Below are 23,080 nucleotides of genomic sequence, written 5' to 3'. Positions count from 1 at the left end.
CGTTTCAGTCTGACGGTTAAGGCAAAGTACGCCTTTACAGTCAGGCTTCCAACGCTAGTCGGGGCTTACATAGGCGCTTATGCATTTCATTATTAGGAGGAAATTATGATGGAAAATACGATTTTTTCAATTTTACCCCCATTACTAGCGATTGTAATGGTACTTGTTACGAAAAGAGTTTTACTATCACTAGGAGTCGGGATTGTTTCAGCGGCTTTGTTAGTAGAAAGCTTTTCGCCGATTGATTCATTGATCATTCTTTGGGATTCCTTTATCACGTCATTTTGGGATAATGGATTGAATATGTATAATATTTATATATTATTGTTTATATTGTTGCTTGGGGTGGTTACTGCGATTGTTAGTCTGTCAGGAGGAAGTACTGCATTTGCTGCATGGGCAGTTAAACGTATTAAAACAAATCGCGGATCTAAACTCCTTACAGCTTTTTTAGGTATTATTATTTTCGTAGACGATTATTTTAATGCACTTGCTGTAGGACAGATTGCTCGTCCAATTACTGACACTCATCGTGTTTCTCGTGCAAAGCTAGCTTATTTTATCGATTCTACATCTGCACCTGTTTGTGTAGTTTCTCCCGTTTCTAGCTGGGGTGCATTTCTAATAAGTCAGCTAGGTGTTATCTTTGCTACTCATGCCGTAACAGACTACACTCCACTGCAAGCGTTTATGTTAATGGCACCGATGAATTTCTATGTCATTGCTGCGCTTGCAATGGTATTTTTTACAGCATGGACAGACAATGATTTAGGTGAGATGAAAAAACATGAAACACTTGCAAGAGAAACTGGTGTCCTTTTTGATCCAAATAAATCAAATCCAGGTGATTTACAAGGTAATTTCCCGGAAAATAATTTTGGTAAAGTAAAGGATCTAATCCTTCCGATTGTATCATTAATAGTAGTAACTCTTTTTGCAATGTTTTGGACAGGCTATCAGGCTTCAGGAAAAGTAATGGACATATTTGTTATTTTTGAAAATACAGATGTTCCGCTCTCTCTATTTATAGGTGGGATGGTATCGAGTATTTTAGCTGTACTATTGTATACGCGTCAATTCAAGAAAAACAAAGATGCTAATTTGGGCTTACTGGGGAAAGGAATTATTTCTGGTATAAATTCAATGTTACCTGCTATTTGCATTTTAATATTTGCTTGGTCCCTTTCATTTTTAATAACAGCTTTAGGAACTGGTGAGTATTTAGCTCATCTCGTTACAGATAATAATATTCCGGCAGGGGTTATTCCAGTCTTACTGTTTGTTTTAACAGCTTTTATGGCTTTCGCAACTGGATCTTCGTGGGGATCATTTGGGATACTATTACCAATTGGTGCAAGTATCATCATGGTAGTAGAGCCAGAGTTATTACTCCCTGTTTTAGCGGCCGTTTTAGCGGGAGCTGTTTTTGGAGACCATTGTTCGCCTATTTCAGACACTACAATTATGTCAGCGACTGGTGCAGGAGTTAATGTAATCGATCACGTAATGACTCAGTTACCATATGCCATTATTAGTGCAGTCATTGCTGCAATTGGCTATTTAGTATTAGGTCTTACAGGTTCTGTTATGTTTGGCTTTATAACAGTAGTGGTCATCCTTATCCTATTTTTCACGATTTGGAATTTTAAGAGTAAGAGGGTAGCTTAGTTGTTTTAAAATTGGTTGTCTTTGGTATTTGTATGGTTGTTTGCAATTAAATAATATGTTACATTGACAACAGTGTAGTTAGTTTATTTAGAATGGGGTCGGGATGAAATGACATCGTGTAAACCAACGAAAACAGAGTACCAAAGAAAACCAGAATGGCTAAAAATTAAGTTAAATACGAATGATGAATACAAGGGTCTTAAAAAGCTGATGCGTGAAAATAATTTAAATACAGTATGTGAGGAAGCAAAATGTCCAAATATACATGAGTGCTGGGGTTCACGTAGAACAGCTACATTTATGATTTTAGGAGCTATTTGCACACGTGCTTGCCGTTTTTGTGCTGTAAAAACTGGCTTACCTAATGAGTTAGATTTGGCAGAACCAGAAAGAGTTGCAGATTCGGTTGTAGTTATGAATTTAAAACATGCTGTCGTAACAGCAGTTGCTCGAGATGATTTAAAAGATGGTGGATCTGAAGTTTTTGCTGAAACCATTCGTGCGATTCGACGGAAAAATCCTTTTACATCAATAGAAGTTTTACCTTCTGATATGGGCGGTATTGAACAAAATATCCGTAATATTATGGATGCAAAACCGGATATTCTAAATCACAATATTGAAACGGTTCGTCGACTCACTCCAAGAGTTAGAGCGAGAGCTAAATACGATCGTTCACTCGAATTATTGCGTCGTGCAAAAGAAATGCAACCGAGTATTCCAACGAAATCATCACTAATGTTAGGTTTAGGGGAAACTCATGAAGAGATTCTGGAAGTAATGGACGACCTTCGTGCGAACAATGTAGATATCATGACGATTGGTCAATACTTGCAACCTTCGAAAAAACATTTACCGGTACTAAAATATTACTCCCCAGCAGAATTTGGAGAATTACGAAAAATTGCGATGAGCAAAGGATTCTCCCATTGTGAAGCTGGTCCACTAGTTAGAAGTAGCTACCATGCAGATGAACAGGTAAACGCTGCGGCTAAGCAAAGACAACTGCAAGGTGAACAACTTCTAGCTACTCCAAATAGTTAATGGATGGTGATTGAATGATAATTGCAGAAGGCTTTACATATGAAATTATAGAGGATTATCGCGAGGCGTTTAAAGAAGAAGCGTTTTTAGATCGTTATAGTGAAATTTTAACTAAATACGATTATATTATGGGTGACTGGGGTTACGGTCAGTTGCGTCTTAAAGGTTTTTTTGAGGATCGTAGTCATAAAGCTACATTTGATACGAAAATAGGAACGATGAAAGATTATTTATATGAATATTGTAATTTTGGATGCGCCTACTTTGTTGTAAAAAAAATAGGGGTTGCTCCAAAAATTGTTCCTGACGAAGCTATAATAGAAGTAAATGAAAATCTAGAGCAAGATCAACTATGATCTGCTCTAGGTTTTTTCTTTTGCAACCAGATATGGGCTATCCCTCAAAAATTCTCTACACTAGTCTGGTTTAAGGATTAACTATTTGTGTAAACTGATATTATTTCTAACTCTACTGTAATAAAAAAGCTAGTCGTGATATGAAACCACAACTAGCTATTTATATATTATATTAACTCAATAATTCTCGAAGATAATCTCGTAATTCTACTGCTTCTTCTTCTGATCTATTAAATACATGTTCGAGATAGCCTGGTTCTTCCACATCATCAGCTCCGATAATGGCAGCTCGTCCATATTGTATATCCATTACAAGTACTTTTCCAAAAAAGCGAGAGCTTTGAGAAATAGCTAAATCATATCTTTGGGATTCTCCTGTAAAGCCAACAAATCTCGTTTTAGTATCCTCTACATCATCGTACAAATAAAATCGCTCCACTATGTGACACTCCTTCCTACCTTAGAATTATGGTACTATAGAATAGGAGTATATATCAACTGAACAACAATTAGGAGGCCTTTCCATGTATTTTGTAGATAGAAAAAAAATTGCTTTAACATTGGCTCATATGAACCAATTGTTGAACCTTATTGAAACAAAACAAGATTGGCAAGTAGATGAATTATCTAACTTAGCGTTTGAGCGAATTGGTCATAATATTATTGAATCTATTATCGACGTAGGCAATTCAATGATCGATGGGTTTATCATGCGTGATCCTGGTGGATACGATGATATTATCGATATTTTAACGGATGAGAAAGTTATTTCTGCTGAGATGGATGGACCATTAAAAGAAGTAATTGAGTTTAGAAAAGTGCTTGTTCGCCAATTTTATGCGGTGGACCACAAAAAATTAGAGGAAGTTCTGACGAATAATTTACCATTCTTAAAGGCATTCCCGAAAGCTGTAGAAACTTATTTAGTAAATGAATTAGGGCCAGTTTCTGCCTTTTTACCTGAGGATTCTAATGTTAAATTATAAAGCATACTTTATCGATTTAGATGGCACTGTCTATAAAGGTAAAACACCAATTCCTGAAGCTGTGAAATTCATTCATTATTTACAAAGCAATGGTAACCAACCATTTTTTGTGACGAATAATTCTTCTATGACTCAACAACAACTACAGGAAAAGCTGGCCATAATGGATATTCAAGTAGATACGGAACATATTATTTCATCGTCTATTGCAGCTGCAAATTATATTAATGTTTTTATGCCAGGTAAAGAAGTATTTATGATTGGTGAACTTGGCTTGGAAGATGCACTTAAATCACGAGATATTTCGATTACAACTGGTATGGCAGATGTTGTCGTACTTGGAATTGATCGTCACATTAATTATGAGAAGCTGGCAACTGCCTGTCTTTCCGTAAGAGCGGGCGCTACATTTCTTTCTACTAATAGTGATCATGCTTTTCCTTCTGAAATTGGATTTTTACCTGGAAATGGAGCCTTTACAAAGTTAGTGGAACATTCTACTGGAGTAGAACCACTCTATATGGGGAAACCTCAACCTTTTATGTTAGAGTTTATACAAAAAAAATATGGATTTAGTAAAGAAGAGATGGTCATGATTGGCGATAATTATCAAACAGACATCTTGACCGGAATTCATATGGGGATTGACACAGTACATGTGAACAGTGGGGTAAATTCTACTGCAGAAGTTAAGCTTCAGGCAGAGCAACCTACCTATTTTCTAGAATCTTTAAGCGAATGGACAAAATAAAAAGACTGTGCTCAAAGTACAGTCTTTTAAAATAGAGGGTTGTCCTCTATAAATTGATATATGTTTGCGACAAGTTCGCTTGGGGTATTTGCTTCTACAACTTCACCATTCACAATAGCAAATAAAGTTTCAGAACAGAGGGAGCAATAACTCAGGCAACCATACTCTAAAACGTCTAAATTGGAGTCTTGTTCTAATATTTCAAATGCTTCTTGGGACCCGTTTGCAAGGTTGCTTATACAAAATTCAACCATAGGATTCACAGCTGTTCACCTCACTACATGGTCATGCTACTCTTTTTTAAAGAAAACGTCAATTAAGAAGTTCTATTGTGAAATGTATCACAATCTATTATAATTTGAGATGACATTAAATTTAAGGGAGAATATTATGCGAAAATTAGTATTGTTAGGTGGGGGATATGGAAATATGCGAATATTACTTCGCTTATTGCCAAATAATATTCCTGATGATGTAGAAATTACTTTAATAGACAGAACACCGTTTCATAGTTTAAAAACAGAATTTTATGCACTAGCTGCTGGAACATCTCCAGATAGTGGCATTAGAGTAGCTTTCCCAGAAAACGAAAAATTAAAGGTAACATACGGAGAAATTTTAGAAATAGATGTAGATAGCAAGCAAGTGTTATTAGCTGATGGACAAGCAGTTTCTTATGATGAATTAGTAATTGGACTAGGTTGTGAGGATAAATACCATAATGTACCTGGTGCTGATGAATTTACTTATAGCATTCAAACGATTGGTAGTTCAAGAGATACGTACAATAAAATTGGTGGTCTACCATCTGGTTCTGTTGTAGGTATTGTTGGAGCGGGACTTAGTGGAATAGAACTTGCGAGTGAACTTCGTGAAAGTCGCCCAGATTTATCGATTAAATTATTTGACCGCAGTCCACGTGTTTTGAGAGATTTTCCAGAACGATTAAGTAATTATGTACAAAAGTGGTTTGATAATAACAATGTAGATGTAGTTAGTAATTCAAATATTACAAAAGTAGAGCCAAACAAATTATACAATCACGAAGAAGTAATTCCTGTAGATGTAGTTGTATGGACTGCAGGTATACAACCCGCAGCACCGGTAAGAGCATTACCTGGTGAAAAAGATAAAACCGGTCGTGTTATATTAACACAGTATCATGACTTACCAAGCTATCCAAATGTATATGTTGTTGGTGACGCAGCATCACTGCCATTAGCACCAAGTGCCCAGTTAGCAGAAGAGCAAGCTGAGCAAATTGTTAAAGTGCTTCAAGCGCGTTGGAAAGATGCACCACTTCCTGAAAAGATGCCAGAAATTAAGCTTAAAGGATTCATGGGCTCTCTTGGGAAAAAACAAGGATTTGCCTATTTAGCGGATATCTCAGTCACTGGACGTATTGCACGTTTGATGAAGTCTGGTCTGCTGTGGATGTATAAACGTCATAATGGGTAATAGAAAAAGCTTCGAAGGCTCCTTAGAGAGCACTTGGAAGCTTTTTTTTGATCAATCTGTGTAGCCATATTTTTCAAGGGCAGCATAGATTGGTTTTAATTGGATATACCCTTCTCCAATCATCTCATCATTAATCATGACAAGTGGATAAAAGAATTCATCTTCCGCAATTCGGTCGGCGATACTCTGTTGTTTTTCATTCTCAATTGGCTTTTCAATATCGATATAGTTGAAAATAACTTTGTGATTTGGAAATTTGCGGTCGATTGCAGCTTGTAACCATTCGTATGTATCCTTAGAAGATGGTGCGTTTACACAACTTGCGCAAACAACATCAGCCCCATAAATTTCTATATGTATAGATTGAAACGTCATAATAATGACCTCCTTGGAATTCTTTATTGGATTTTTTCCTTCCTTCACATTATAATGATTATAGCGAAAGGAGTCGATAGAAATGACTGATACAATGAATGAACAAGTTCAAGAGGTTTTAGATAAATTGCGTCCATTTTTACTTCGAGATGGAGGAGACTGTGAGCTTGTAGACATTGAAGATGGTATTGTAAAACTACGTCTTCTAGGAGCTTGTGGCAGCTGCCCAAGTTCAACGATTACACTTAAAGCTGGTATTGAACGTGCACTTCTAGAAGAAGTTCCGGGAGTAGTAGAAGTAGAACAAGTATTCTAATAATAATTATAAGCAAGCACCTATGTCTGCCTCGACAGGTATGGCACTGGAGTCTTTGCAGAGAATCTCTTGTAGAAAGAGTTCCTGCAAAATAGATTTTATTTTAAAGTAGAAAAAGGAGCCTAACCTATGGCTTCTTTTTCTTTTTGCACACGAATTTCCTGCCAACGATCTTTTGCCATTTCAACAATAGTCGGTTCTAGAGAACTATTTTGTTTTTCAATTACTTTAGAAAAATATCGCGTAGCATATTCAATATCACCGATTTTTCTCGATAGTTCCGCTATTAAGTAGAGCATACGGGACTCAGACATTTGTGTGCCATTGTAGTCATCGTTTGAATAGGACTCGGCATACCGATTACGTGCCATTTCTAAGAACCGGATTTCCTCTTGTTGTTTGTCTTGTAAACGGTATAACCATGCAGTACGTAACGCTAAACCGGCCATATTTACAAATTTTTCTTTCTTAAGAGTGCCGGATAGAATTCCGAGTTTATAGGTCATAATTCCCTCTTCAATCGACCTTTCATTACCGTATGTTCGAGGTGCCCATTTACTGGAAATTTGTTCTTGGATTATTTCTTTCACTCCTGGTGCAAAATACTTTGTGAAGTCATCTGTAAATGAAAATCCACAATGTTCACATACGAATATGTTATATAGCAAAGGATTTATTTCTTTATTTTCATATATTGGTTGAAAATCTGTATGGTGTGATTCAACTTTGATAAATTTGGAGCGGACCTTTGTTGTTTTGAATTTTTGTTTACAATGTAAACATTCAATGTCTTTTTGATAATAGGGTGTAAGTTCCATCTTTAGTCCTCTTTTCACGTGACGTTATATAGTTCCATTATACCTAATGTGTGTGATGAAAGCTAAGTAAATATTCAAGTGGTTTTCCTTGTCTACATAGTAATAACATTGATATGATATAAATAAGAAAAGGAAGGTGATTCAGATGTCACAAATAGTTATTTTATCTGAAGCGGCAGCTTACCGTGTAAAAGAAATGATGACACATAATGGAGAAGAAGGCTCTGCTCTTCGTGTTTCAGTTAATGGTGGTGGATGCAGCGGTCTTACTTACGGAATGGGATTTGAAAAAGAAAAACAGCAAGAAGATATAGAACTTCATCAGCATGGAATAGATATAGTAGTGTCGACAGAAGATGCTTCTATCCTAACTGGAACAACCATTGACTATAAAGAATCATTAATGGGGGGCGGTTTTACGATAGAAAACCCTAATGCCATTGCTTCTTGTGGTTGTGGAACGTCATTTAGAACAGCTAAAAAAGAAGGAACTCCGGAAAGCTGCTAATAGAGGAAAGAACATTTTCTGTAGAAGGAAATGTTCTTTTTTTGTAGTAGATTTTTCAGCTTTAGCCTAAGGCGCTTTTTGGAAAGATAGGAGCCTCAATCTCAGTATTTTCAGACCTTTACAATTAAATAACAATGTATTGAAATCATGTGAGAAAAGGTCTAATATAGGAAGTAAGAGTTTTTGTCGGAAAATAGACAAAGATGAAGCGTTTAGAAGTTATTTTTGTGTAATAACTTTTCTTAAAAAATATAAAAAGGTGGTTGCGATCTTCGTGAAAAGACCAACAATTCTAGTATTAGGTGCAGGATACGGTGGACTATCTACAGTAGTAAACCTTCAAAAATTAGTAGGTGCAAATGAAGCAGATATTACATTGATCAATAAAAATGATTATCATTATGAATCCACTTGGTTACATGAAGCTTCTGCTGGTACATTAAGTCCCGATCAAGTTCGCTATGATGTGAAAAGCGTAATCCAATCTAGTAAAGTTAACTTTGTAAAAGCTACAGTTGATGCTATTGACGTTAATACTAAGAAAGTTACAACGAGTGCTGGTGAGTATACATATGACTACTTAGTTATTGGTTTAGGCTTTGAAGGAGAAACATTTGGTATTCCTGGCTTAGATAAATATGCACTTTCAATTGCTAACGTAAATGCTGCTCGTCAAATTCGTGATCATATTGAATATCAATTTGCTACTTGGTCTACTGAGGAAGTACATGATGATACTCGCTTAACTATCGTAGTAGGTGGAGCAGGGTTCTCAGGTATTGAATTTTTAGGTGAATTAGGAAATCGTATTCCAAAACTTTGTAAAGAATATGATGTACCGAAAGAAAAAGTACGTGTAGTTTGCGTAGAAGCTGCTCCAATGGTTTTACCAGGATTTGATCCAGAGCTAGTTGAATATGCAGTAAGACAATTAGAGTCTAAAGGAATTGAATTCTCTATTGGAACTCCAGTAGTTGAAGCAACTCCAGAAGGCGTAAAAATTAAAAAAGGCGAAGAAGAATTCGAATTTATCAAAGCTGGTACAGTTGTATGGGCTGCGGGAGTTCGTGGAAGTCGCTTAATCGAAACATCAGGTATTGAAAATATGCGTGCGCGCGTTAAAGTTGAAAAAGATATGAGAGCTCCTGGGTTCCCAGACGTATTCATCGTTGGTGACTGTGCTTTACTAATTAATGAAGCTATTAATCGCCCATATCCACCAACTGCTCAAATTGCGATGCAACAAGCAGTAACTGTTGCTAAGAATATTGTAGCTCTTATTAATGGTACGGCAACAGAAGAATTTGTACCCAACCTAAAAGGAGCTGTATGTTCTCTTGGAGAGCATGACGCAATTGGGGATGTAATGGGAAGAAAACTGACAGGTACAAAAGCATCAATTATGAAAAAAGTAATCGATAATCGTGCCCTTTACATGATCGGTGGACTTCCACTAGTAGTGAAAAAAGGTAAATTCAGCTTATAATTTCCGTTAACTATAGAAGCTCCCACTTAAATTTAGTGGGAGCTTCTTTTTTAATCATCCATAAATAGAAAAAAAGTATTTTATTAAGGGTTCCTCTAGTGTTGGAGCTTGTTTGAGCAATTCACTAAGTAGAAAACTGCATTTTGTTCCTAATTATATTACTCCTTTACAAATTATTTTGTATGTGATATATTATCTGAATATTAAGAAATATAGAGAGGAGTCGATTACATTGATAAAAAAAGAGACAAAGAATACGCATTGCCCATATTGCAAAGGGGAGGGATATTTCCAACTTCGCTTAGGTGGATCTGAGACTTGTAATTGCTGTAATGGATCTGGAAGAAAGTGAAGAAAGTATGACAAAAAAGTGAAAACAAATATGTTCATTGAATACTAACCTCCGTTAAGGTAAACTATTTACAGATGTTACGGAGGTTATATAATATGGAGTTTATGTTAGTTCAAATGATACTTTCAGTTGTTATATTTTTTGTCATGTTTTTTGGGATCGCTTTCTTATTGAATATGTTACTTCGTATGACATGGTTCATGGCCATTCTTTATCCAATTGTTGTGGTATTAATCATCGATGAAGTTAGATTTTTTGATTACTTTACAAAACCAGGATCAGCTTTCTCTGCTCTAGGGGAAAAAATTGTTTCTCTTCACGCGGCTGATATTATAATATTAGCTGGCGGACTCGTTGGTACTATTGCAGCAGGCTTTGTCATAAAGTTTTTAAGAAAAAATGGATATCAGATGTTTTAATAGAAAAGGATGTCTCCATAATGGAGCCATCCTTTTCTTTGTTTGGTTTTTCCTATAGTAGAAAGTTATAAATGATTACGGAAATTAGTATTCCAGTTATGGCACCCATAAAAACTTCAATTGGTTTATGACCAAGTAACGTTTTAAGCTCTTCTAACTTTTCATCATTTTTTTTATGTGACCATTCTTTGGTTTGTTCAACGAATAGTTGAAAGTCAAGACGCATTTGATTGATCATAATTGCTTGTTGACCTGCTTGAAAACGGACACCCGTTGCATCGAACATAACAATTACTGCAAATACCGTAGCAACTGCAAATAATGTTGAATCGAGTCCTGTTTCAAAAGCTATTGCCGTACATAAAGATGTAACAGCAGCTGAGTGAGAACTAGGCATCCCACCAGTAGAAGTGAATAACGACCAATCTAATTTTCTCGTCATTAAAAAGTGAATCGGAATTTTGACGAATTGTGCAAAGAAAATAGAAAAAAGTGCAGCTAGTAGTGGAGTGTTTTGGAGGATTGCCAAAGTAGACACCGCCTTTCAATTTGAACTTATATTATTGATAGTATAACACACTCCTACTAGTCGAAAAATAAGTAAGGTTCCTATATAATAAGATTATATCCGAAAATAGTAGGGGGAAAAATAATGATCATCCATACAAATGAAGTATTGTTTGAAGAAGTACAATCTGAAACTCTTGTAGTGGCAGTTTCAAAGCATGTAGAAAACACATCGAAATGGGATACTTTCTTAAAGAGCTTTGGCGAGCATATTGGAGATTGGGTAAAAAGTGGGGATATCTCCACCGATTTAAAGAAAATCGTTAAAATTCCTGTTTCTAACCATGAATCCGTAAAAAGAGTACTGTTTGTAGGTATAGGTGATCGTAAACAATTAACACAAGAACGACTTCGCGAAGCATTTGGCCTTGTTGGGAAAGAATTACTAGTTAGTAAACCTGAATCACTAGGAATCTGGCTTCCTTCATTTACAACGGATGCTATAACTGTAGCAGATGTAGCTTATTTAGCAGCTGAAGGTATTGGCATGGGTTCATTTACATATGAAGGGTATAAAACATCTTCTAATGTTCCGGACTACTATCTGCCATCTATTGAACTTTTGATGGACGAAGAGGATGAAGAGATCGTCTCGTATTTTGAAGTGGGAACTATTTATGCAGATGCGGTAAATGAAGCAAGAATTCTTGTGAACACGCCTGGTAATGTGCTGACTTCTACTCAGTTGGGTGAATATGCAAGAGAATTGGGCGAAACATACGGATTCGAAACTGAAATACTGGGCAAGAAAGAAATTGAGGAGCTTGGAATGGGCGCACTTCTTGCTGTAAACCAAGGATCAGTTGAAGAACCGAGACTTATCGCATTAAAATATCAAGCGACAGACGACTGGACAGATGTTGTAGGATTAGTAGGGAAAGGTATCACTTTTGATACAGGTGGATACTCTATTAAAACGAAAACTGGCATCGTTGGGATGAAAGGAGATATGGGAGGAGCTGCGGCTGTTTTAGGTGCAATGCAAATCATTGGTGAGCTTCGTCCAAACAAAAATGTTATTGCTATTATTGCTTCTACAGACAATATGATTTCAGGCAATGCCTTCAAACCAGATGATGTTATTACATCCATGAGTGGTAAAACGATTGAAATTTTAAATACAGATGCAGAAGGTCGTTTAGTTCTAGCAGATGCTGTTACATATGCTAAGCAACAAGGTGCGAACTATATTGTAGATGTTGCGACATTAACTGGTGGCGTTATAACAGCATTAGGATACGATAAAACCGGTGCATTAACGAACAATGAAGAGTTCTTCGAGACATTCATGGAATCTTCATTAGAAACAGGAGAATTCGTTTGGAGACTGCCTCTAACTGAAAACGATAAAAAACGTATTCGTAAAAGTGATGTAGCAGATCTAAATAATTCACCTGGTGGAGATGGCCATATGATATTCGGTGGTGGATTTGTTGGGGAATTTGTGGAGGAAACTCCGTGGATTCATTTGGATATTGCGGGTACATCTGATACAAAATCAGCTCATGACTTTGGACCAAAAGGTGGTACGGGGGTAATGGTACGTACACTAGCAACATTAGTAGAAAGAATGGCAGAAGAAGAGTAGGGCGTAGGGCAAACACACAGCCTCGCTTTCCCTAGTGGCATACACTGAGGGGAAAGGAGGAGTAACATGGTAAGATTGCGCGGAGGTTATAGAGGACCCGGCTTTGGTGGTTACAGAGGTCCAGGATTTGGAGGCATAGGAGGCTTCGGAGGCTTTGGGGGCCCGTTTGTAGGGGGCTTACTCGGAAGTTTTGTAGGTTCTGCATTATACGGAGGTGTTGGTGGATATAGGCAACCATATCCATATTATCCTTATCCTAATTACTATCCATATTCACCATATCCTTTTTATGGTGGTTATTACTAATAAAATTAATACTGGTAAAAAAGCTTCTGTATCCTCGGTTAATCCTTGGGTACAGAAGCTTTATTTTATTTATAGTGTAGATTGAGCTTTAGTAAAAATAAGAGATCTAGAATCGATTATTTCTCCCAATGAAGGGGGGATATGTCGAATGGGGACCGAAAAAGGAGAGGAAAGGTTCGTTTGAATTTATTCATGACCAAGTCCTATTTAAAAAGCAAATACTAATTTTCCAGTAATTCATTCTATCAATCATTCAAGTTCCGATACAGTTACAAATGTATATCCTTCGCTGATCAAATATACAAGTACATCTTCTAGTCCTTGAGCAGTGGATAAATGTATATCATGCATTAAAATGGTGCTTCCATCATGAACACTGCTCTTCACAGATACTAATAACTGAGAGGCATCACGGTGTTTCCAATCAAGTGTATCTACGTCCCATAATACAACTGGTAAGTTCAAAATGTTCACCAGATCATCATTAAAAGCACCGTAGGGAGGACGAAAAACAGTAGGTTCCTGTCCAGTGGATTGTTCGATGATGTTATTTGTTTTGGAAACCTCTTCCAAGATTGCATCAGTGGTCATATTAGTCAATTTTGCATGAGTCCATGTGTGATTGCCAAGCTCATGTCCGGCTTTCAACACATCGCTTGCAATCTCCGGGTAAAATTCTACTCTGCTCCCAAGCATAAAGAATGTCGCTTTTGCATCATACTTTTCTAAAGTTGTAAGAATACTAGGTGTAACTTTTGGATCTGGTCCATCATCAAAAGTTAAAGCAACTCGCTTCGTTTTAGTATCATCAATTTGTAGGTCAACTTGAGTTGAAGTCTCATCTTTACTGTTTTCTTCCACTTGAACATCCACAGAACTATCTTCTACAGGAGGTTTCGGCAATCTATCCACTGAATTATCAAGCTTATAAGGTGCAAGCAGTTGTTCGGTTAACTCGGAAAGGGGGACAGCGATAATCGGTGCACCTGCCACCCCACTAGCAATCTCATACTCATCAAAATAGATAACAAGTGTATCGTCTATTATTGCAAACTGTTCAAAGTTACCCCACCTAGGTTCGGTAGCTAGCAACATTTCCTCTTCTTGCACCTGATCTTTCAGGCTGGGGTCTTTCTTAATATTATCTCGTACAAGTGATGAAAGCTTTACCAGATTAGATTCATCATCTCCAAATAGATCATTTATCCCTATAATTTTTTCTGATTCGGGGTGAAAATTAACCGTATTAAATTCTGTATATCCATTTGCTCCTCCAGTATACATTCCGGTAATCATAACAAATGAAAAAGAGCCTGAGGTATGTGGAAATATTTCAAATGCGATGTTCAATTCACCAGGGATCTTACTACCGATCCGTTTATTTTCTTGCATGGTGCTTAAATAAGTGTCAAGTTGTTCATCTATGTATTTTTTGATATGTACATTGAATGCTTCTACTTTGCTATGTGGGTATTGTATTGAATAAGGCGAATACTCGTCATTTGACACCTCCGTTTTAATAAGTATTCCAGGAAAAGCTGATTCTTTAGTAGAATCTTCTTTTGTTATTTTTGTATTTTTTCCATTGCTGCTAGTTTGGTTTGCATTGCCCTTTGTTGAGGAACTGAGTAGGATAAAGCACATGCTCAGAAGTGCAATTAAACCAATACAAGCAACCTCAATCCAAAGGCGCCGTTTTTTGTTAGGGAATTTGTTCATAGGTGGTATTCTCCTTTATTATTTTTCAACTTCACATTATAAATTAATATACTACTATTTAGACGGGTGATCAGGTAAAAAAGTTTGCTAAAATAATAATTTCTAGGAAATTTATATTTCTTTATGATAAATATTACGAATAAAGCACGAGAGAGCGCGATTTCAAACTATTAATTCATAAAAAAAAGCATGTTTTGAATTTTTTCAAAACATGCTCGTTAGATTCAATATTAAACAGCTCTTATTGAAGCTTTTCTCTTTTCTTTTTAATCACATCAGCTAGATCATCTCTGACTGTTTGATCGGAAAGTTTTACACCTGATAGATAAGCTGCACGACCCATCATATGACCTCCTACTGGTCCGGTGATGAAGAGAAAGGCAATCCCTAATAATATTCTAGAATTGAAATGACCTTCGATTAGCCAAAAATGAAGGAAGACCCCTAGCAGAATACTCATAACCCCTAAAGTGGCGCTTTTTGACGCGGCATGAGCTCTGGAGAATGCATCGGGTAGACGTATTAAACCAATTGCAGTTACTAAGATGAAGATGGTTCCAAAGGAAATTGTAGCAATGATAAGTATATTAGCTATTACGGTCACGTTGAATGATTTCTCCCTTCTCCGTGAATTTAGAAAATGCCACTGTTCCTATAAAGGATAGAACAGCTAGTAATAATATAACTTCTAAGAAAAAGACAGTATCAAAGAGTATGGATATAAGCCCGATCAGCGTTATAAGTCCTACTCCTATTGCATCTAACGCAATAACACGGTCAGGTGTAGACGGACCTTTTACTAGACGATAAACAAAGGCTAGGATAGACAAACTGATTAACACTACTATTACCCAGAGAAAGGTTATCATGATCTGCTCACCTCCAAAATGGCTTTTTCAAACGTATTTCGAATTGAATCTATAGCTTCATCAATATCTTCAAAGTCTAGCGAGTGGATGTATAGTGTTTTATTGTCATCTGAAATGTCGATAACTACGGTGCCTGGTGTTAATGTGATCAAACTAGACAAAAGGGTAATCTCCCAATCCTGTTCGAGTACTGTCGGCATTGCAAAGATCGCCGGACGAATAGGCATAGTTGGTTGGATGATTAACTTTAAAACAGAGAAATTGGACATGACAAGTTCCTTTAGGAAAAGGCTGCTTAACTTCACAACAGCCCACAGACGATCCATATAAAATCGAGAGCTAAAGGATTTACGAAGCATGAACAGCATTAGCAATCCTAATATATAACCGACTATAAATGTCGTAGGCTTAAATGACACGGATAGGAACATCCAAGTAAGTGCTATTAATACATTCAATAAAATTTGAAAAGCCATATTATTTCACCCCTTCAAATACAGCGTCAATATATAGAGAAGGATCAAGGAGCACATTTGTGGCATCTCCCATAAATGGTACCAAGTATTCTGCACCAACACCATATAGAACAGTAATAGTAGCTAATGTTATAGCAGGAGCTAATAAATGACGGTACTTTTTATCACTAATAAGATGTTCTCCTTTTTCTTCCCCCCAGAATGCGTAAATGAAAATACGAATAACTGAAAGTAGAACTATAAGACTGGAAGCTAGTATGAAAATACTTTGCCATAATAGATCTCCTTCAAAACCACCTTGTACGATTAAAAGTTTCCCTATAAAACCACTGAGAGGGGGGATACCAGCCAGTCCAAATGCAACAACTAAGTAAACCCAGCCTAACATCGGGTAACGCTTCATAAGTCCTCCCATTTTCCGTAAATCTGACGTTCCAGTTATCTTAATAATAATTCCTATTAATAAGAACAGAGCGCCTTTTATGAGAATATCATGGATTAAATAAAACACAGATCCCATCATTCCACTTTCATTCATCACGGAGGCTCCAAACAATATAACACCTACTGCTATCACGATATTGTATATAATAATCTGTTTGACATCGAAATAGGCTAATGCCCCAATGCAACCTACAACAATAGTAAGGATGGACAGTATCATTAACAAAGTATGTGTATACCCAACATCGGTGGTGAAAAACAGAGTATAAGTTCGCATAATTGCGTATACTCCTACTTTTGTGAGCAATGCACCGAACAGTGCAATCACTGGGATAGGTGGCGCTGCATATGATCCTGGTAGCCAGAAAAATAATGGGAATATACCACCTTTAATCCCAAATACGATGAGGAATAATACAGCTATCACTGTCACAATTCCTGATGGACCTATTTCTGCAAGCTTCACAGAGATGTCTGCCATATTCAGTGTGCCGACTACGGAATACAAATAACCTACAGTAATAACAAACAATGAGGAAGATACAATATTTACGATTATGTATTTGATAGATTCTTTTAATTGAACCTTTTCTCCTCCTAATACAATTAGAACATATGAGGACATTAACAACACTTCAAAGAATACAAACATATTGAAAATATCGCCTGTAGTAAATGCACCGTTTACACCTGTGAGCATGAATAGTATGGCAGGGTAGTAGAAAGCCTTTTCTCGTGCCTCTCCTATAGAGCTAAAGCTATACCACACTACAAAGAACGCAATAAGTAGAGAAGATGTAACCAACATTGCAGAGAACATATCCGAGACCATTGTAATTCCGAATGGTGGTGCCCAACTGCCTAAAGTAAGTGCTTGTACACCATCTACTTTTACTTTGTAAAGTAAGACAAAGGAAGAAGCTAAAGCAAATAGCAAACCAATCATCGTTACAATTCGTTGCGCTTTCACCTTTTTCGGGAATAGTAATAGAACAGCAGCAAACAGGAAAGGAATTAGGATAGGAAATAATAATAAGTTAATCATTGTCTTCATTTCCTTTCATCAAATCCATATTGTCGGTACCAACAACTTTATATGCACGATAAGCTAAAACGAGAGAAAACGCAGTCACTCCAAAGCTAATCACAATCGCGGTTAAGATAAGCGCCTGTGGCAAAGGATCGGCATAATCAGTGATGCCATCTGCTAATACTGGAGCAGATTTCCCACCTAATCCACCCATAGTCAGCAACAGTAAATGAGTTCCGTGACTTAGTAAACCTGTGCCAATTATTATACGTAACAAGCTTCTAGAAAGTATTAAATAGACGGCAGCCATAAATAGAAAGCCGATTAAAATGGACATGAGGATCTCCATTATTCATCTCCTCCTATCATTTGAATGATGTTCATCGTAACGCCTACCACTACTAAGTATACGCCTGTATCAAAAAACATAGCTGTATGAATAGAGGTTTCACCAAGTAATGGTAAGTTAAAGTAATCATAGACATGAGTGAAGAAAGGAACATTAAAGAAAATGGATCCTGCTGCAGTAAATAGGGCTATTAATAATCCTATAGCAGTAATTAAGGTGTAATTAATCGGTAGCATGTCTTGTACAGTTTTCAAATCAAAGGCTAACATCAGTAAAACGATTCCACTAGACATGACTAATCCACCTACAAATCCTCCCCCAGGTGTATAGTGACCTGCAAAAAAGATATGAATGGAAAATAGAAAGATGATGAAAAATACTAATTTCGTAGTAGTCTGGATTATTAAATCATTTGTTTTCAACTTTTCTATCTCCTTTCTTTTTTGCTAGGCGAACAGTAATCATTCCTATAATTCCAAGTGAAGCAATAGTAAGTACACTAATTTCAAATAATGTATCAAAGCCACGATAATCGACTAAAATAACGTTTACGATATTACCTCCACCTGCTTCCGAGTAAACAGTTTCCTTATAATACTCAGAGATGGAGACAACAAGCTTTTGAGAGTGTGAAGCTATAGCAATCAACGTCACCATGACACCAACACCTAAAGCAATTAGAAAGTTATTCAATCGGAAACGACGATCTTCTTTCCCTTTTTCATACTTGTTCAATTTCGGAAGATGATAGAAGGCACCTAAGAAAAGTGCAACCGATACAGTTTCAATGACTAACTGTGTTAATGCTAAATCTGGAGCTTTAAAAATGATATAAAATAACGCTACAGTATATCCAACAGCACCAAGAGCAATGATAGCAGTGAGTCTAGATTTGGTAACTAAAATAGTGATTGTACTGATGATTAACACAACTGAAATTAATACCTCAAAAAATTGAATTGGAGCTAGATTAGTGAGGTCCATAACAAATGCATCTTTTATCCACATTGTAAAAGCTGACAGAATTATCAATGCTGCAAACATGTAGATTAAATAGGAACGAATAGATCCAGTCATATAACTAGAAGATAATCGGTTTGCACCTTTGTCTGAGAGATTCATCAGGCCATCATAAAATCTATTCAGTGAAATCTTAGCAGGCATATTTTCGTATAGTGGAACCCATTTAGCAATTGTTTTATATAAGAGGAACCCTATTAAAAAGATGCCTAATGTCATATACAATGCTGTAGATTCAAAACCATGCCATGCTTTAATCTTAAATCCAACATCTGCTGGTACTTGATATGCAAGCGGCTGAATGGCAGCTACTGCAGGTTTTATAAACGTATTACCAAAAAAGTTGGGAACAAAGAATATTACTATTACAAGTATTGCTAAAATTGCAGGAGACACTAGCATTCCTATAGGAGCTTCATGTGCTTTTTTCGGCAATAGTTCAGGTTTATATTTTCCACGGAATGTATGGAATACGAAATATAAACTGTACACAAAGGTGAAAACACTAGCAACCCAAGCAATTACTGGAAACAAAATCCACCAGGAATCTAAAGAGTGTACATTAAATTGCTGCAAGGAAAGCGTAGCATCTAAAAACATTTCTTTACTTAAGAAACCATTAAATAATGGAATACCAGCCATGGAGAAACTACCGATCATAGCGATTGTAAAACTAATAGGCATCAAGCTCATTAGGCCGCCAAGTTTACGAATATCTCGTGTACCTGTCTCATGATCAACAATACCTGCAATCATGAACAAGCTACCTTTAAATGTAGCATGATTCATTAAGTGGAATATTGCTGCAAAAGAAGCGAATGTAAAGGTGGTTACTAAGTCTCCTGTAACATGATAGGAGATTGACCCAATTCCAAGTAAGGACATGATCAGGCCGAGTTGGCTTACTGTAGAGAAAGCAAGTATAGCCTTTAAATCTGTTTGTTTCACAGCAAAGATAGAACCCCAGAATAATGTTAACAATCCTACTCCAGTCACAAGCCAAACCCAAACTTCAGATAAAGCGAATATTGGAGTGAACCTGGCAACTAAATATAAGCCTGCTTTAACCATTGTAGCCGAATGTAAGTAGGCACTTACCGGAGTTGGGGCTTCCATCGCATCCGGTAACCATATGTAAAAAGGAAACTGAGCTGACTTTGTAAAAGCTCCAATTAGTACTAGGACAAGTGCCCAAACAAATAAATCATGATTGACAAGTGTAGAAGCTTGGTCGATTAGTTCACGAATAGAGAACGTGTCTCCCATTATACCTAGTATTACGAAGCCTCCAAGCATCATCAACCCACCGAATACAGTAATCATCATCGATTTTAAAGCGCCAAAGCGAGAGCGATCCTTTGTATACCAATATCCAATGAGTAAGAAAGACGAAATAGAGGTTAACTCCCAGAAGAAATATAAACTAATGAGATGATCCGATTGGACAACGCCTAACATTGCACTCATGAATAGCAATAGATAAACGTAGAAGTTTCCTAGTTTCTCTTTTTCTTTATCCAAGTAAAAAATAGAATAGAGAACGACTAACATACCGATTCCAGTAATTAGTAAAGAAAATAGTAAACTTAACCCGTCCAGATATGAAACTAAGGAAATATCCAAGGATGGAATCCATGCAAACTCCTCCATGTAAGTATTACCGGCCATGATGTCAGGGATATAGGTGCCATAAAAGGCAACCAATCCAAGTGGAACAAGTAGTACAAACCAGCCGGTATGAATATTAGAAACTTTCTTGAACAGAAAAGGAATCACGAAGGCCACTATTATAGGTAAGAAAATAGCAAAAATAAGGGACAAGGGGAATCCTCCTTTCAGATAAGTATGTATTTATATGCACCTCAAATTATAACGTAAAAAATTATTATTTGCATGGACTATTGCGTATAGTCTATTTCATTCGATATGATAATTAGGATTAGTTAAATAAGTAGAACTACGTTTTGGAAATGTCATAAAGTATTCACTTGTTTCAATAATCTACGCAAAAATAGCATTTATCAATTAAAGGAGTACTTATGAAAAACCCTTATGTGTTTGGCTTTTTACCATTAATTACAATAGTATTATTCAGTTTGTCCTTTGCAACATTCTCGATGAATAAAGTTATAGACCTTTTTAAGGTAATCGGAGTGTACAGTGGGATGAGAGAATTTCTTTCTGATATAGAACTAAAACTTTTTCTACTGATTATTTTGGCATTAATCTATTTTATGGTTTTTTCGGCATTAAAACTTATTGCTGAAACCATTCATGAAATAGGTATGTTATTTTTCTCGAAGGATTATGAAGGAAAAACAATGGCGCAGGCTCGTGGTGGCTTTGTAATCTTTTTTATAGGGGCAATAATTTCTCTAGTAGGATTTCAATCGATTCAGTTACTACTTATTATATTCTTGTTAACTACTTTTATATATTTTGTGTATGTAGTATATAAATTGAGTGGTTCAATGAGTCTTATCGGTACACTTGGTTTAGTTATGTTTGAAATTATTATCTGGAGTCTATTTATGGCTCTGGTCATATATATAATTATCAAACTATACAATGGGATAATTGCCAGCCTACCGTTTCTTTAGGATTTACTAGATATACTATAGAACGGACATTTAAAGGAGTAAGCAGTATAAGGCTAAAATGAATTATGACTTAGTGGGGTAGAGATATGGAAACTATAGACAAAATCATAAACACTCTAAAGAACAAACACATCATTCAAGAACAGGTTATAGAATGGACAGAGATAAAAAGTGGCACAACTGATGGAAAAATATATAGATTATCTTCTGAAAAGAAGCCGTTATATGTGTTAAAAAAAGATGAACCTAAAGTTGTTGCCGCGACTAATGGATTTCTTGAAACTTATAAAAACATTAAGTTATTGCCAAATGTACTTTACACGGATGAATTTAATGAGTTTATTGTTTACTCGTATATTTCAGGAGACACTCATATAAATCGCGGATCTAAATCAGAATGGATGAAGATTATAGTTGGAGAATTGATAAATCATTATGAAAAAGCAGAGGAGAATTTTAGCCGTGGGAGAGTAACAGGTATAAATAGAAGCTTATGGGCTGACTTTAATCTGGAAAGCTTGGAATATGCTAAAGCTAATATCGGGGATTTATTTTCGAACGAAGAACACAGGAGAGTAAGGCTTTTAGTAAATAAACTAAATACTTATGAATACCAACAAGAGAAATATTATCTTCACGGAGATGCAGGTGTGCATAATTTCGTATTTAACAGCCACAAATTAAATGGAATTATCGACCCATCACCATTAATTGGTCCTAAGATTTATGATTTTACATATGCATTTTGTTCCTCTCCTGACGATTTAAATCTAGAAACCTTATATTCTTCGTTTTCATTGTTGCATCAAGAACAGCGCATTACTAAGGTGGAACTTTTGGAAGAGGTTCTATTTCAGTTGTATACACGTATTGGTATTTGTAAAAAAGTGCATCCTCAAGATTTGGTTGCCTACCTTGAAGCATGGAAGGAATGGCGAGTATACCTTCCTTCTATCTAATTCTATTTCTAAAATATGACGATGGAGTTGTCTAATGAAAAGGTTAGTAATTATGACAGTTGGAAAAACGCATAGTGGCAAAACTACATTTGCCAAAGCTTTAGAAAAAGAGCTTCTCAACTCAGTTGTGATAGATCAAGATAATCATGCGGAGTTTCTTCATGAGCATTACCAATCCTTATTGCCCAAGCAGGGTAGTAATACGATAAAATATGCAATTACACAAGCTATTGTTCATCAAGCTGTTCATGAGACAAATTGTCATATGATTCTTTGTAACTCAAATCGCAATCGGAATGGTCGTTTGAAACTAATCAATTATTATCAAAACAAAGGGTTTACTTGTATCCTCGTAAACTTTGAAATACCTGATCATGTTTTAAAAGAGAGAATTACAAAAAGTGAGCGTAGTACATCGATTTTAAGAGTGGCTGCCACTTTTGATGAAGTACTTCTTCGCCAACAAGCAGAAACAAAAGAAGGCGATATACTAGCTCCTGCTGGAGATGAAGCCGAGCATTTATTTGTTATTAAAAAGCAGGAGGATGTAGAGTCCGTCATTCGAAAAATTGTAGATACTGCTTTTTGAGGTATGTAGAGATTAGAAAAAATTATT

Annotated in this window: 29 protein-coding genes; 16 read left to right on the top strand and 13 right to left on the bottom strand. The window is 36.3% G+C overall.

Features of this window, described 5'->3' with window-relative positions; all coding sequences use genetic code 11:
• The first annotated feature begins 108 nt into the window (after positions 1-108).
• The 3 genes from MKX39_RS13225 (at position 109) to MKX39_RS13215 (ending at position 3,068) form a co-directional block, all read left to right on the top strand.
• Positions 109-1,668: a Na+/H+ antiporter NhaC family protein gene (locus MKX39_RS13225; RefSeq protein WP_340763059.1), complete on the top strand. Its 1,560-nt coding sequence runs from the start codon at positions 109-111 to the stop codon at positions 1,666-1,668.
• Positions 1,669-1,776: 108 nt separating this feature from the next.
• Positions 1,777-2,712 carry a lipoyl synthase gene (gene lipA / locus MKX39_RS13220; RefSeq protein WP_093537773.1) on the top strand — a complete coding sequence of 312 codons (936 nt, stop codon included), beginning with the start codon at positions 1,777-1,779 and terminating at the stop codon, positions 2,710-2,712.
• Between the two features lie 14 nt (positions 2,713-2,726).
• Complete coding sequence (locus tag MKX39_RS13215; RefSeq protein WP_340769794.1) at positions 2,727-3,068, top strand: YutD family protein; 342 nt, start codon at positions 2,727-2,729, stop codon at positions 3,066-3,068.
• Positions 3,069-3,240: 172 nt separating this feature from the next.
• Here MKX39_RS13215 and MKX39_RS13210 read toward each other — a convergent pair whose 3' ends face one another.
• The gene (locus tag MKX39_RS13210) at positions 3,241-3,507 is read right to left on the bottom strand and encodes a DUF3055 domain-containing protein (RefSeq protein WP_093537775.1); all 267 of its coding nucleotides are present in this window, start codon (positions 3,505-3,507) and stop codon (positions 3,241-3,243) included.
• Between the two features lie 85 nt (positions 3,508-3,592).
• On the opposite strand from MKX39_RS13210, the gene MKX39_RS13205 reads away from it, so the two are divergent.
• Together MKX39_RS13205 and MKX39_RS13200 are read left to right on the top strand one after the other, a co-directional pair.
• Positions 3,593-4,054, top strand: a complete 462-nt coding sequence (locus tag MKX39_RS13205; protein ID WP_093537776.1) for a DUF86 domain-containing protein — start codon at positions 3,593-3,595, stop codon at positions 4,052-4,054.
• On the top strand, positions 4,041-4,805 hold the full coding sequence (locus MKX39_RS13200; RefSeq protein WP_340769793.1) for a TIGR01457 family HAD-type hydrolase: 765 nt from the start codon (positions 4,041-4,043) through the stop codon (positions 4,803-4,805). The genes MKX39_RS13205 and MKX39_RS13200 overlap by 14 nt, the downstream gene beginning before the upstream one ends.
• Positions 4,806-4,831: 26 nt before the next feature.
• Here the strand turns inward: MKX39_RS13200 and MKX39_RS13195 are convergent, their stop codons facing one another.
• Positions 4,832-5,068: a YuzB family protein gene (locus tag MKX39_RS13195; RefSeq protein WP_093537778.1), complete on the bottom strand. Its 237-nt coding sequence runs from the start codon at positions 5,066-5,068 to the stop codon at positions 4,832-4,834.
• Positions 5,069-5,195: 127 nt separating this feature from the next.
• Between MKX39_RS13195 and MKX39_RS13190 the strand changes: the two genes are divergently transcribed.
• Complete coding sequence (locus MKX39_RS13190; RefSeq protein WP_093537779.1) at positions 5,196-6,263, top strand: NAD(P)/FAD-dependent oxidoreductase; 1,068 nt, start codon at positions 5,196-5,198, stop codon at positions 6,261-6,263.
• A gap of 51 nt (positions 6,264-6,314) precedes the next feature.
• Here MKX39_RS13190 and MKX39_RS13185 read toward each other — a convergent pair whose 3' ends face one another.
• The gene (locus tag MKX39_RS13185) at positions 6,315-6,638 is read right to left on the bottom strand and encodes a YuzD family protein (RefSeq protein WP_340763051.1); all 324 of its coding nucleotides are present in this window, start codon (positions 6,636-6,638) and stop codon (positions 6,315-6,317) included.
• Positions 6,639-6,720: 82 nt separating this feature from the next.
• On the opposite strand from MKX39_RS13185, the gene MKX39_RS13180 reads away from it, so the two are divergent.
• Positions 6,721-6,954 (top strand): NifU family protein, encoded by a 234-nt coding sequence (locus tag MKX39_RS13180; protein WP_090567122.1) that lies wholly within the window; start codon positions 6,721-6,723, stop codon positions 6,952-6,954.
• Positions 6,955-7,076: 122 nt separating this feature from the next.
• Here MKX39_RS13180 and MKX39_RS13175 read toward each other — a convergent pair whose 3' ends face one another.
• The gene (locus MKX39_RS13175) at positions 7,077-7,772 is read right to left on the bottom strand and encodes a DUF2225 domain-containing protein (RefSeq protein ID WP_340769792.1); all 696 of its coding nucleotides are present in this window, start codon (positions 7,770-7,772) and stop codon (positions 7,077-7,079) included.
• Positions 7,773-7,917: 145 nt separating this feature from the next.
• Between MKX39_RS13175 and MKX39_RS13170 the strand changes: the two genes are divergently transcribed.
• The 4 genes from MKX39_RS13170 (at position 7,918) to MKX39_RS13155 (ending at position 10,537) form a co-directional block, all read left to right on the top strand.
• Positions 7,918-8,280, top strand: coding sequence for a HesB/IscA family protein (locus tag MKX39_RS13170; protein WP_093537782.1), 363 nt, complete (start codon positions 7,918-7,920; stop codon positions 8,278-8,280).
• Positions 8,281-8,554: 274 nt separating this feature from the next.
• On the top strand, positions 8,555-9,766 hold the full coding sequence (locus MKX39_RS13165; RefSeq protein WP_340769791.1) for an NAD(P)/FAD-dependent oxidoreductase: 1,212 nt from the start codon (positions 8,555-8,557) through the stop codon (positions 9,764-9,766).
• Positions 9,767-9,950: 184 nt separating this feature from the next.
• A complete protein-coding gene (locus MKX39_RS13160) occupies positions 9,951-10,118 on the top strand; it encodes a YuiA family protein (RefSeq protein ID WP_322788090.1) in 168 nt (55 codons plus the stop codon).
• A 95-nt stretch (positions 10,119-10,213) separates the two neighbouring features.
• Positions 10,214-10,537, top strand: coding sequence for a YuiB family protein (locus tag MKX39_RS13155; RefSeq protein ID WP_093537784.1), 324 nt, complete (start codon positions 10,214-10,216; stop codon positions 10,535-10,537).
• Positions 10,538-10,589: 52 nt separating this feature from the next.
• Here the strand turns inward: MKX39_RS13155 and MKX39_RS13150 are convergent, their stop codons facing one another.
• Complete coding sequence (locus tag MKX39_RS13150) at positions 10,590-11,066, bottom strand: divergent PAP2 family protein (protein ID WP_093537785.1); 477 nt, start codon at positions 11,064-11,066, stop codon at positions 10,590-10,592.
• A 123-nt stretch (positions 11,067-11,189) separates the two neighbouring features.
• Here MKX39_RS13150 and MKX39_RS13145 point away from each other — a divergent pair, with 123 nt between their 5' ends.
• Both MKX39_RS13145 and MKX39_RS13140 read left to right on the top strand, forming a co-directional pair.
• On the top strand, positions 11,190-12,692 hold the full coding sequence (locus MKX39_RS13145) for a leucyl aminopeptidase (RefSeq protein ID WP_340769790.1): 1,503 nt from the start codon (positions 11,190-11,192) through the stop codon (positions 12,690-12,692).
• A gap of 66 nt (positions 12,693-12,758) precedes the next feature.
• On the top strand, positions 12,759-12,998 hold the full coding sequence (locus MKX39_RS13140; RefSeq protein ID WP_340763045.1) for a hypothetical protein: 240 nt from the start codon (positions 12,759-12,761) through the stop codon (positions 12,996-12,998).
• Between the two features lie 249 nt (positions 12,999-13,247).
• Here MKX39_RS13140 and MKX39_RS13135 read toward each other — a convergent pair whose 3' ends face one another.
• The 8 genes from MKX39_RS13135 to MKX39_RS13100 form a co-directional block, all read right to left on the bottom strand.
• On the bottom strand, positions 13,248-14,717 hold the full coding sequence (locus MKX39_RS13135; protein WP_340769789.1) for a polysaccharide deacetylase family protein: 1,470 nt from the start codon (positions 14,715-14,717) through the stop codon (positions 13,248-13,250).
• Between the two features lie 241 nt (positions 14,718-14,958).
• Positions 14,959-15,321: a monovalent cation/H(+) antiporter subunit G gene (gene mnhG / locus MKX39_RS13130; protein ID WP_093537789.1), complete on the bottom strand. Its 363-nt coding sequence runs from the start codon at positions 15,319-15,321 to the stop codon at positions 14,959-14,961.
• Positions 15,305-15,586, bottom strand: coding sequence for a Na(+)/H(+) antiporter subunit F1 (locus tag MKX39_RS13125; RefSeq protein WP_093537790.1), 282 nt, complete (start codon positions 15,584-15,586; stop codon positions 15,305-15,307). Before MKX39_RS13125 ends, mnhG begins: the two co-directional genes overlap by 17 nt.
• Positions 15,583-16,062 carry a Na+/H+ antiporter subunit E gene (locus MKX39_RS13120; RefSeq protein ID WP_340763041.1) on the bottom strand — a complete coding sequence of 160 codons (480 nt, stop codon included), beginning with the start codon at positions 16,060-16,062 and terminating at the stop codon, positions 15,583-15,585. Before MKX39_RS13120 ends, MKX39_RS13125 begins: the two co-directional genes overlap by 4 nt.
• Before the next feature lies 1 nt (position 16,063).
• Positions 16,064-17,551 (bottom strand): Na+/H+ antiporter subunit D, encoded by a 1,488-nt coding sequence (locus MKX39_RS13115; protein WP_340769788.1) that lies wholly within the window; start codon positions 17,549-17,551, stop codon positions 16,064-16,066.
• Entirely contained in the window at positions 17,544-17,885 is a 342-nt protein-coding gene (locus MKX39_RS13110) for a Na(+)/H(+) antiporter subunit C (protein WP_093537793.1), read from the bottom strand. The genes MKX39_RS13115 and MKX39_RS13110 overlap by 8 nt, the downstream gene beginning before the upstream one ends.
• Positions 17,885-18,307, bottom strand: a complete 423-nt coding sequence (locus tag MKX39_RS13105) for a Na(+)/H(+) antiporter subunit B (RefSeq protein ID WP_093537794.1) — start codon at positions 18,305-18,307, stop codon at positions 17,885-17,887. Before MKX39_RS13105 ends, MKX39_RS13110 begins: the two co-directional genes overlap by 1 nt.
• Positions 18,294-20,726: a Na+/H+ antiporter subunit A gene (locus tag MKX39_RS13100; protein ID WP_340769787.1), complete on the bottom strand. Its 2,433-nt coding sequence runs from the start codon at positions 20,724-20,726 to the stop codon at positions 18,294-18,296. Before MKX39_RS13100 ends, MKX39_RS13105 begins: the two co-directional genes overlap by 14 nt.
• Before the next feature lie 218 nt (positions 20,727-20,944).
• On the opposite strand from MKX39_RS13100, the gene MKX39_RS13095 reads away from it, so the two are divergent.
• From MKX39_RS13095 to MKX39_RS13085, 3 genes are all read left to right on the top strand, one after another.
• A complete protein-coding gene (locus tag MKX39_RS13095) occupies positions 20,945-21,505 on the top strand; it encodes a DUF5366 family protein (RefSeq protein WP_093537796.1) in 561 nt (186 codons plus the stop codon).
• Positions 21,506-21,591: 86 nt separating this feature from the next.
• Positions 21,592-22,464: a hypothetical protein gene (locus MKX39_RS13090; RefSeq protein ID WP_340769786.1), complete on the top strand. Its 873-nt coding sequence runs from the start codon at positions 21,592-21,594 to the stop codon at positions 22,462-22,464.
• Positions 22,465-22,498: 34 nt separating this feature from the next.
• Complete coding sequence (locus MKX39_RS13085; protein WP_340769785.1) at positions 22,499-23,053, top strand: AAA family ATPase; 555 nt, start codon at positions 22,499-22,501, stop codon at positions 23,051-23,053.
• Positions 23,054-23,080 lie beyond the last annotated feature (27 nt).

It is taken from the genome of Psychrobacillus sp. FSL K6-1464 (genome assembly GCF_038003145.1).
GTDB classification, from domain to species: Bacteria; Bacillota; Bacilli; order Bacillales_A; family Planococcaceae; genus Psychrobacillus; species Psychrobacillus psychrotolerans.
The sequence above is the reverse complement of the archived record's forward strand: the minus strand, read 5'-3'. Positions and strand labels throughout refer to the sequence as shown.

Bases quoted from the DNA above. Each gene is read 5' to 3' on its own strand.
- MKX39_RS13225 (WP_340763059.1), top strand. From the start codon at position 109: ATGGAAAATACGATTTTTTCAATTTTACCCCCATTACTAGCGATTGTA.
- lipA (WP_093537773.1), top strand. From the start codon at position 1,777: ATGACATCGTGTAAACCAACGAAAACAGAGTACCAAAGAAAACCAGAA.
- MKX39_RS13215 (WP_340769794.1), top strand. From the start codon at position 2,727: ATGATAATTGCAGAAGGCTTTACATATGAAATTATAGAGGATTATCGC.
- MKX39_RS13205 (WP_093537776.1), top strand. From the start codon at position 3,593: ATGTATTTTGTAGATAGAAAAAAAATTGCTTTAACATTGGCTCATATG.
- MKX39_RS13200 (WP_340769793.1), top strand. From the start codon at position 4,041: ATGTTAAATTATAAAGCATACTTTATCGATTTAGATGGCACTGTCTAT.
- MKX39_RS13190 (WP_093537779.1), top strand. From the start codon at position 5,196: ATGCGAAAATTAGTATTGTTAGGTGGGGGATATGGAAATATGCGAATA.
- MKX39_RS13185 (WP_340763051.1), bottom strand. From the start codon at position 6,638: ATGACGTTTCAATCTATACATATAGAAATTTATGGGGCTGATGTTGTT.
- MKX39_RS13180 (WP_090567122.1), top strand. From the start codon at position 6,721: ATGACTGATACAATGAATGAACAAGTTCAAGAGGTTTTAGATAAATTG.
- MKX39_RS13175 (WP_340769792.1), bottom strand. From the start codon at position 7,772: ATGGAACTTACACCCTATTATCAAAAAGACATTGAATGTTTACATTGT.
- MKX39_RS13170 (WP_093537782.1), top strand. From the start codon at position 7,918: ATGTCACAAATAGTTATTTTATCTGAAGCGGCAGCTTACCGTGTAAAA.
- MKX39_RS13155 (WP_093537784.1), top strand. From the start codon at position 10,214: ATGGAGTTTATGTTAGTTCAAATGATACTTTCAGTTGTTATATTTTTT.
- MKX39_RS13145 (WP_340769790.1), top strand. From the start codon at position 11,190: ATGATCATCCATACAAATGAAGTATTGTTTGAAGAAGTACAATCTGAA.
- MKX39_RS13140 (WP_340763045.1), top strand. From the start codon at position 12,759: ATGGTAAGATTGCGCGGAGGTTATAGAGGACCCGGCTTTGGTGGTTAC.
- MKX39_RS13135 (WP_340769789.1), bottom strand. From the start codon at position 14,717: ATGAACAAATTCCCTAACAAAAAACGGCGCCTTTGGATTGAGGTTGCT.
- MKX39_RS13125 (WP_093537790.1), bottom strand. From the start codon at position 15,586: ATGATAACCTTTCTCTGGGTAATAGTAGTGTTAATCAGTTTGTCTATC.
- MKX39_RS13120 (WP_340763041.1), bottom strand. From the start codon at position 16,062: ATGGCTTTTCAAATTTTATTGAATGTATTAATAGCACTTACTTGGATG.
- MKX39_RS13115 (WP_340769788.1), bottom strand. From the start codon at position 17,551: ATGATTAACTTATTATTATTTCCTATCCTAATTCCTTTCCTGTTTGCT.
- MKX39_RS13110 (WP_093537793.1), bottom strand. From the start codon at position 17,885: ATGGAGATCCTCATGTCCATTTTAATCGGCTTTCTATTTATGGCTGCC.
- MKX39_RS13095 (WP_093537796.1), top strand. From the start codon at position 20,945: ATGAAAAACCCTTATGTGTTTGGCTTTTTACCATTAATTACAATAGTA.
- MKX39_RS13090 (WP_340769786.1), top strand. From the start codon at position 21,592: ATGGAAACTATAGACAAAATCATAAACACTCTAAAGAACAAACACATC.
- MKX39_RS13085 (WP_340769785.1), top strand. From the start codon at position 22,499: ATGAAAAGGTTAGTAATTATGACAGTTGGAAAAACGCATAGTGGCAAA.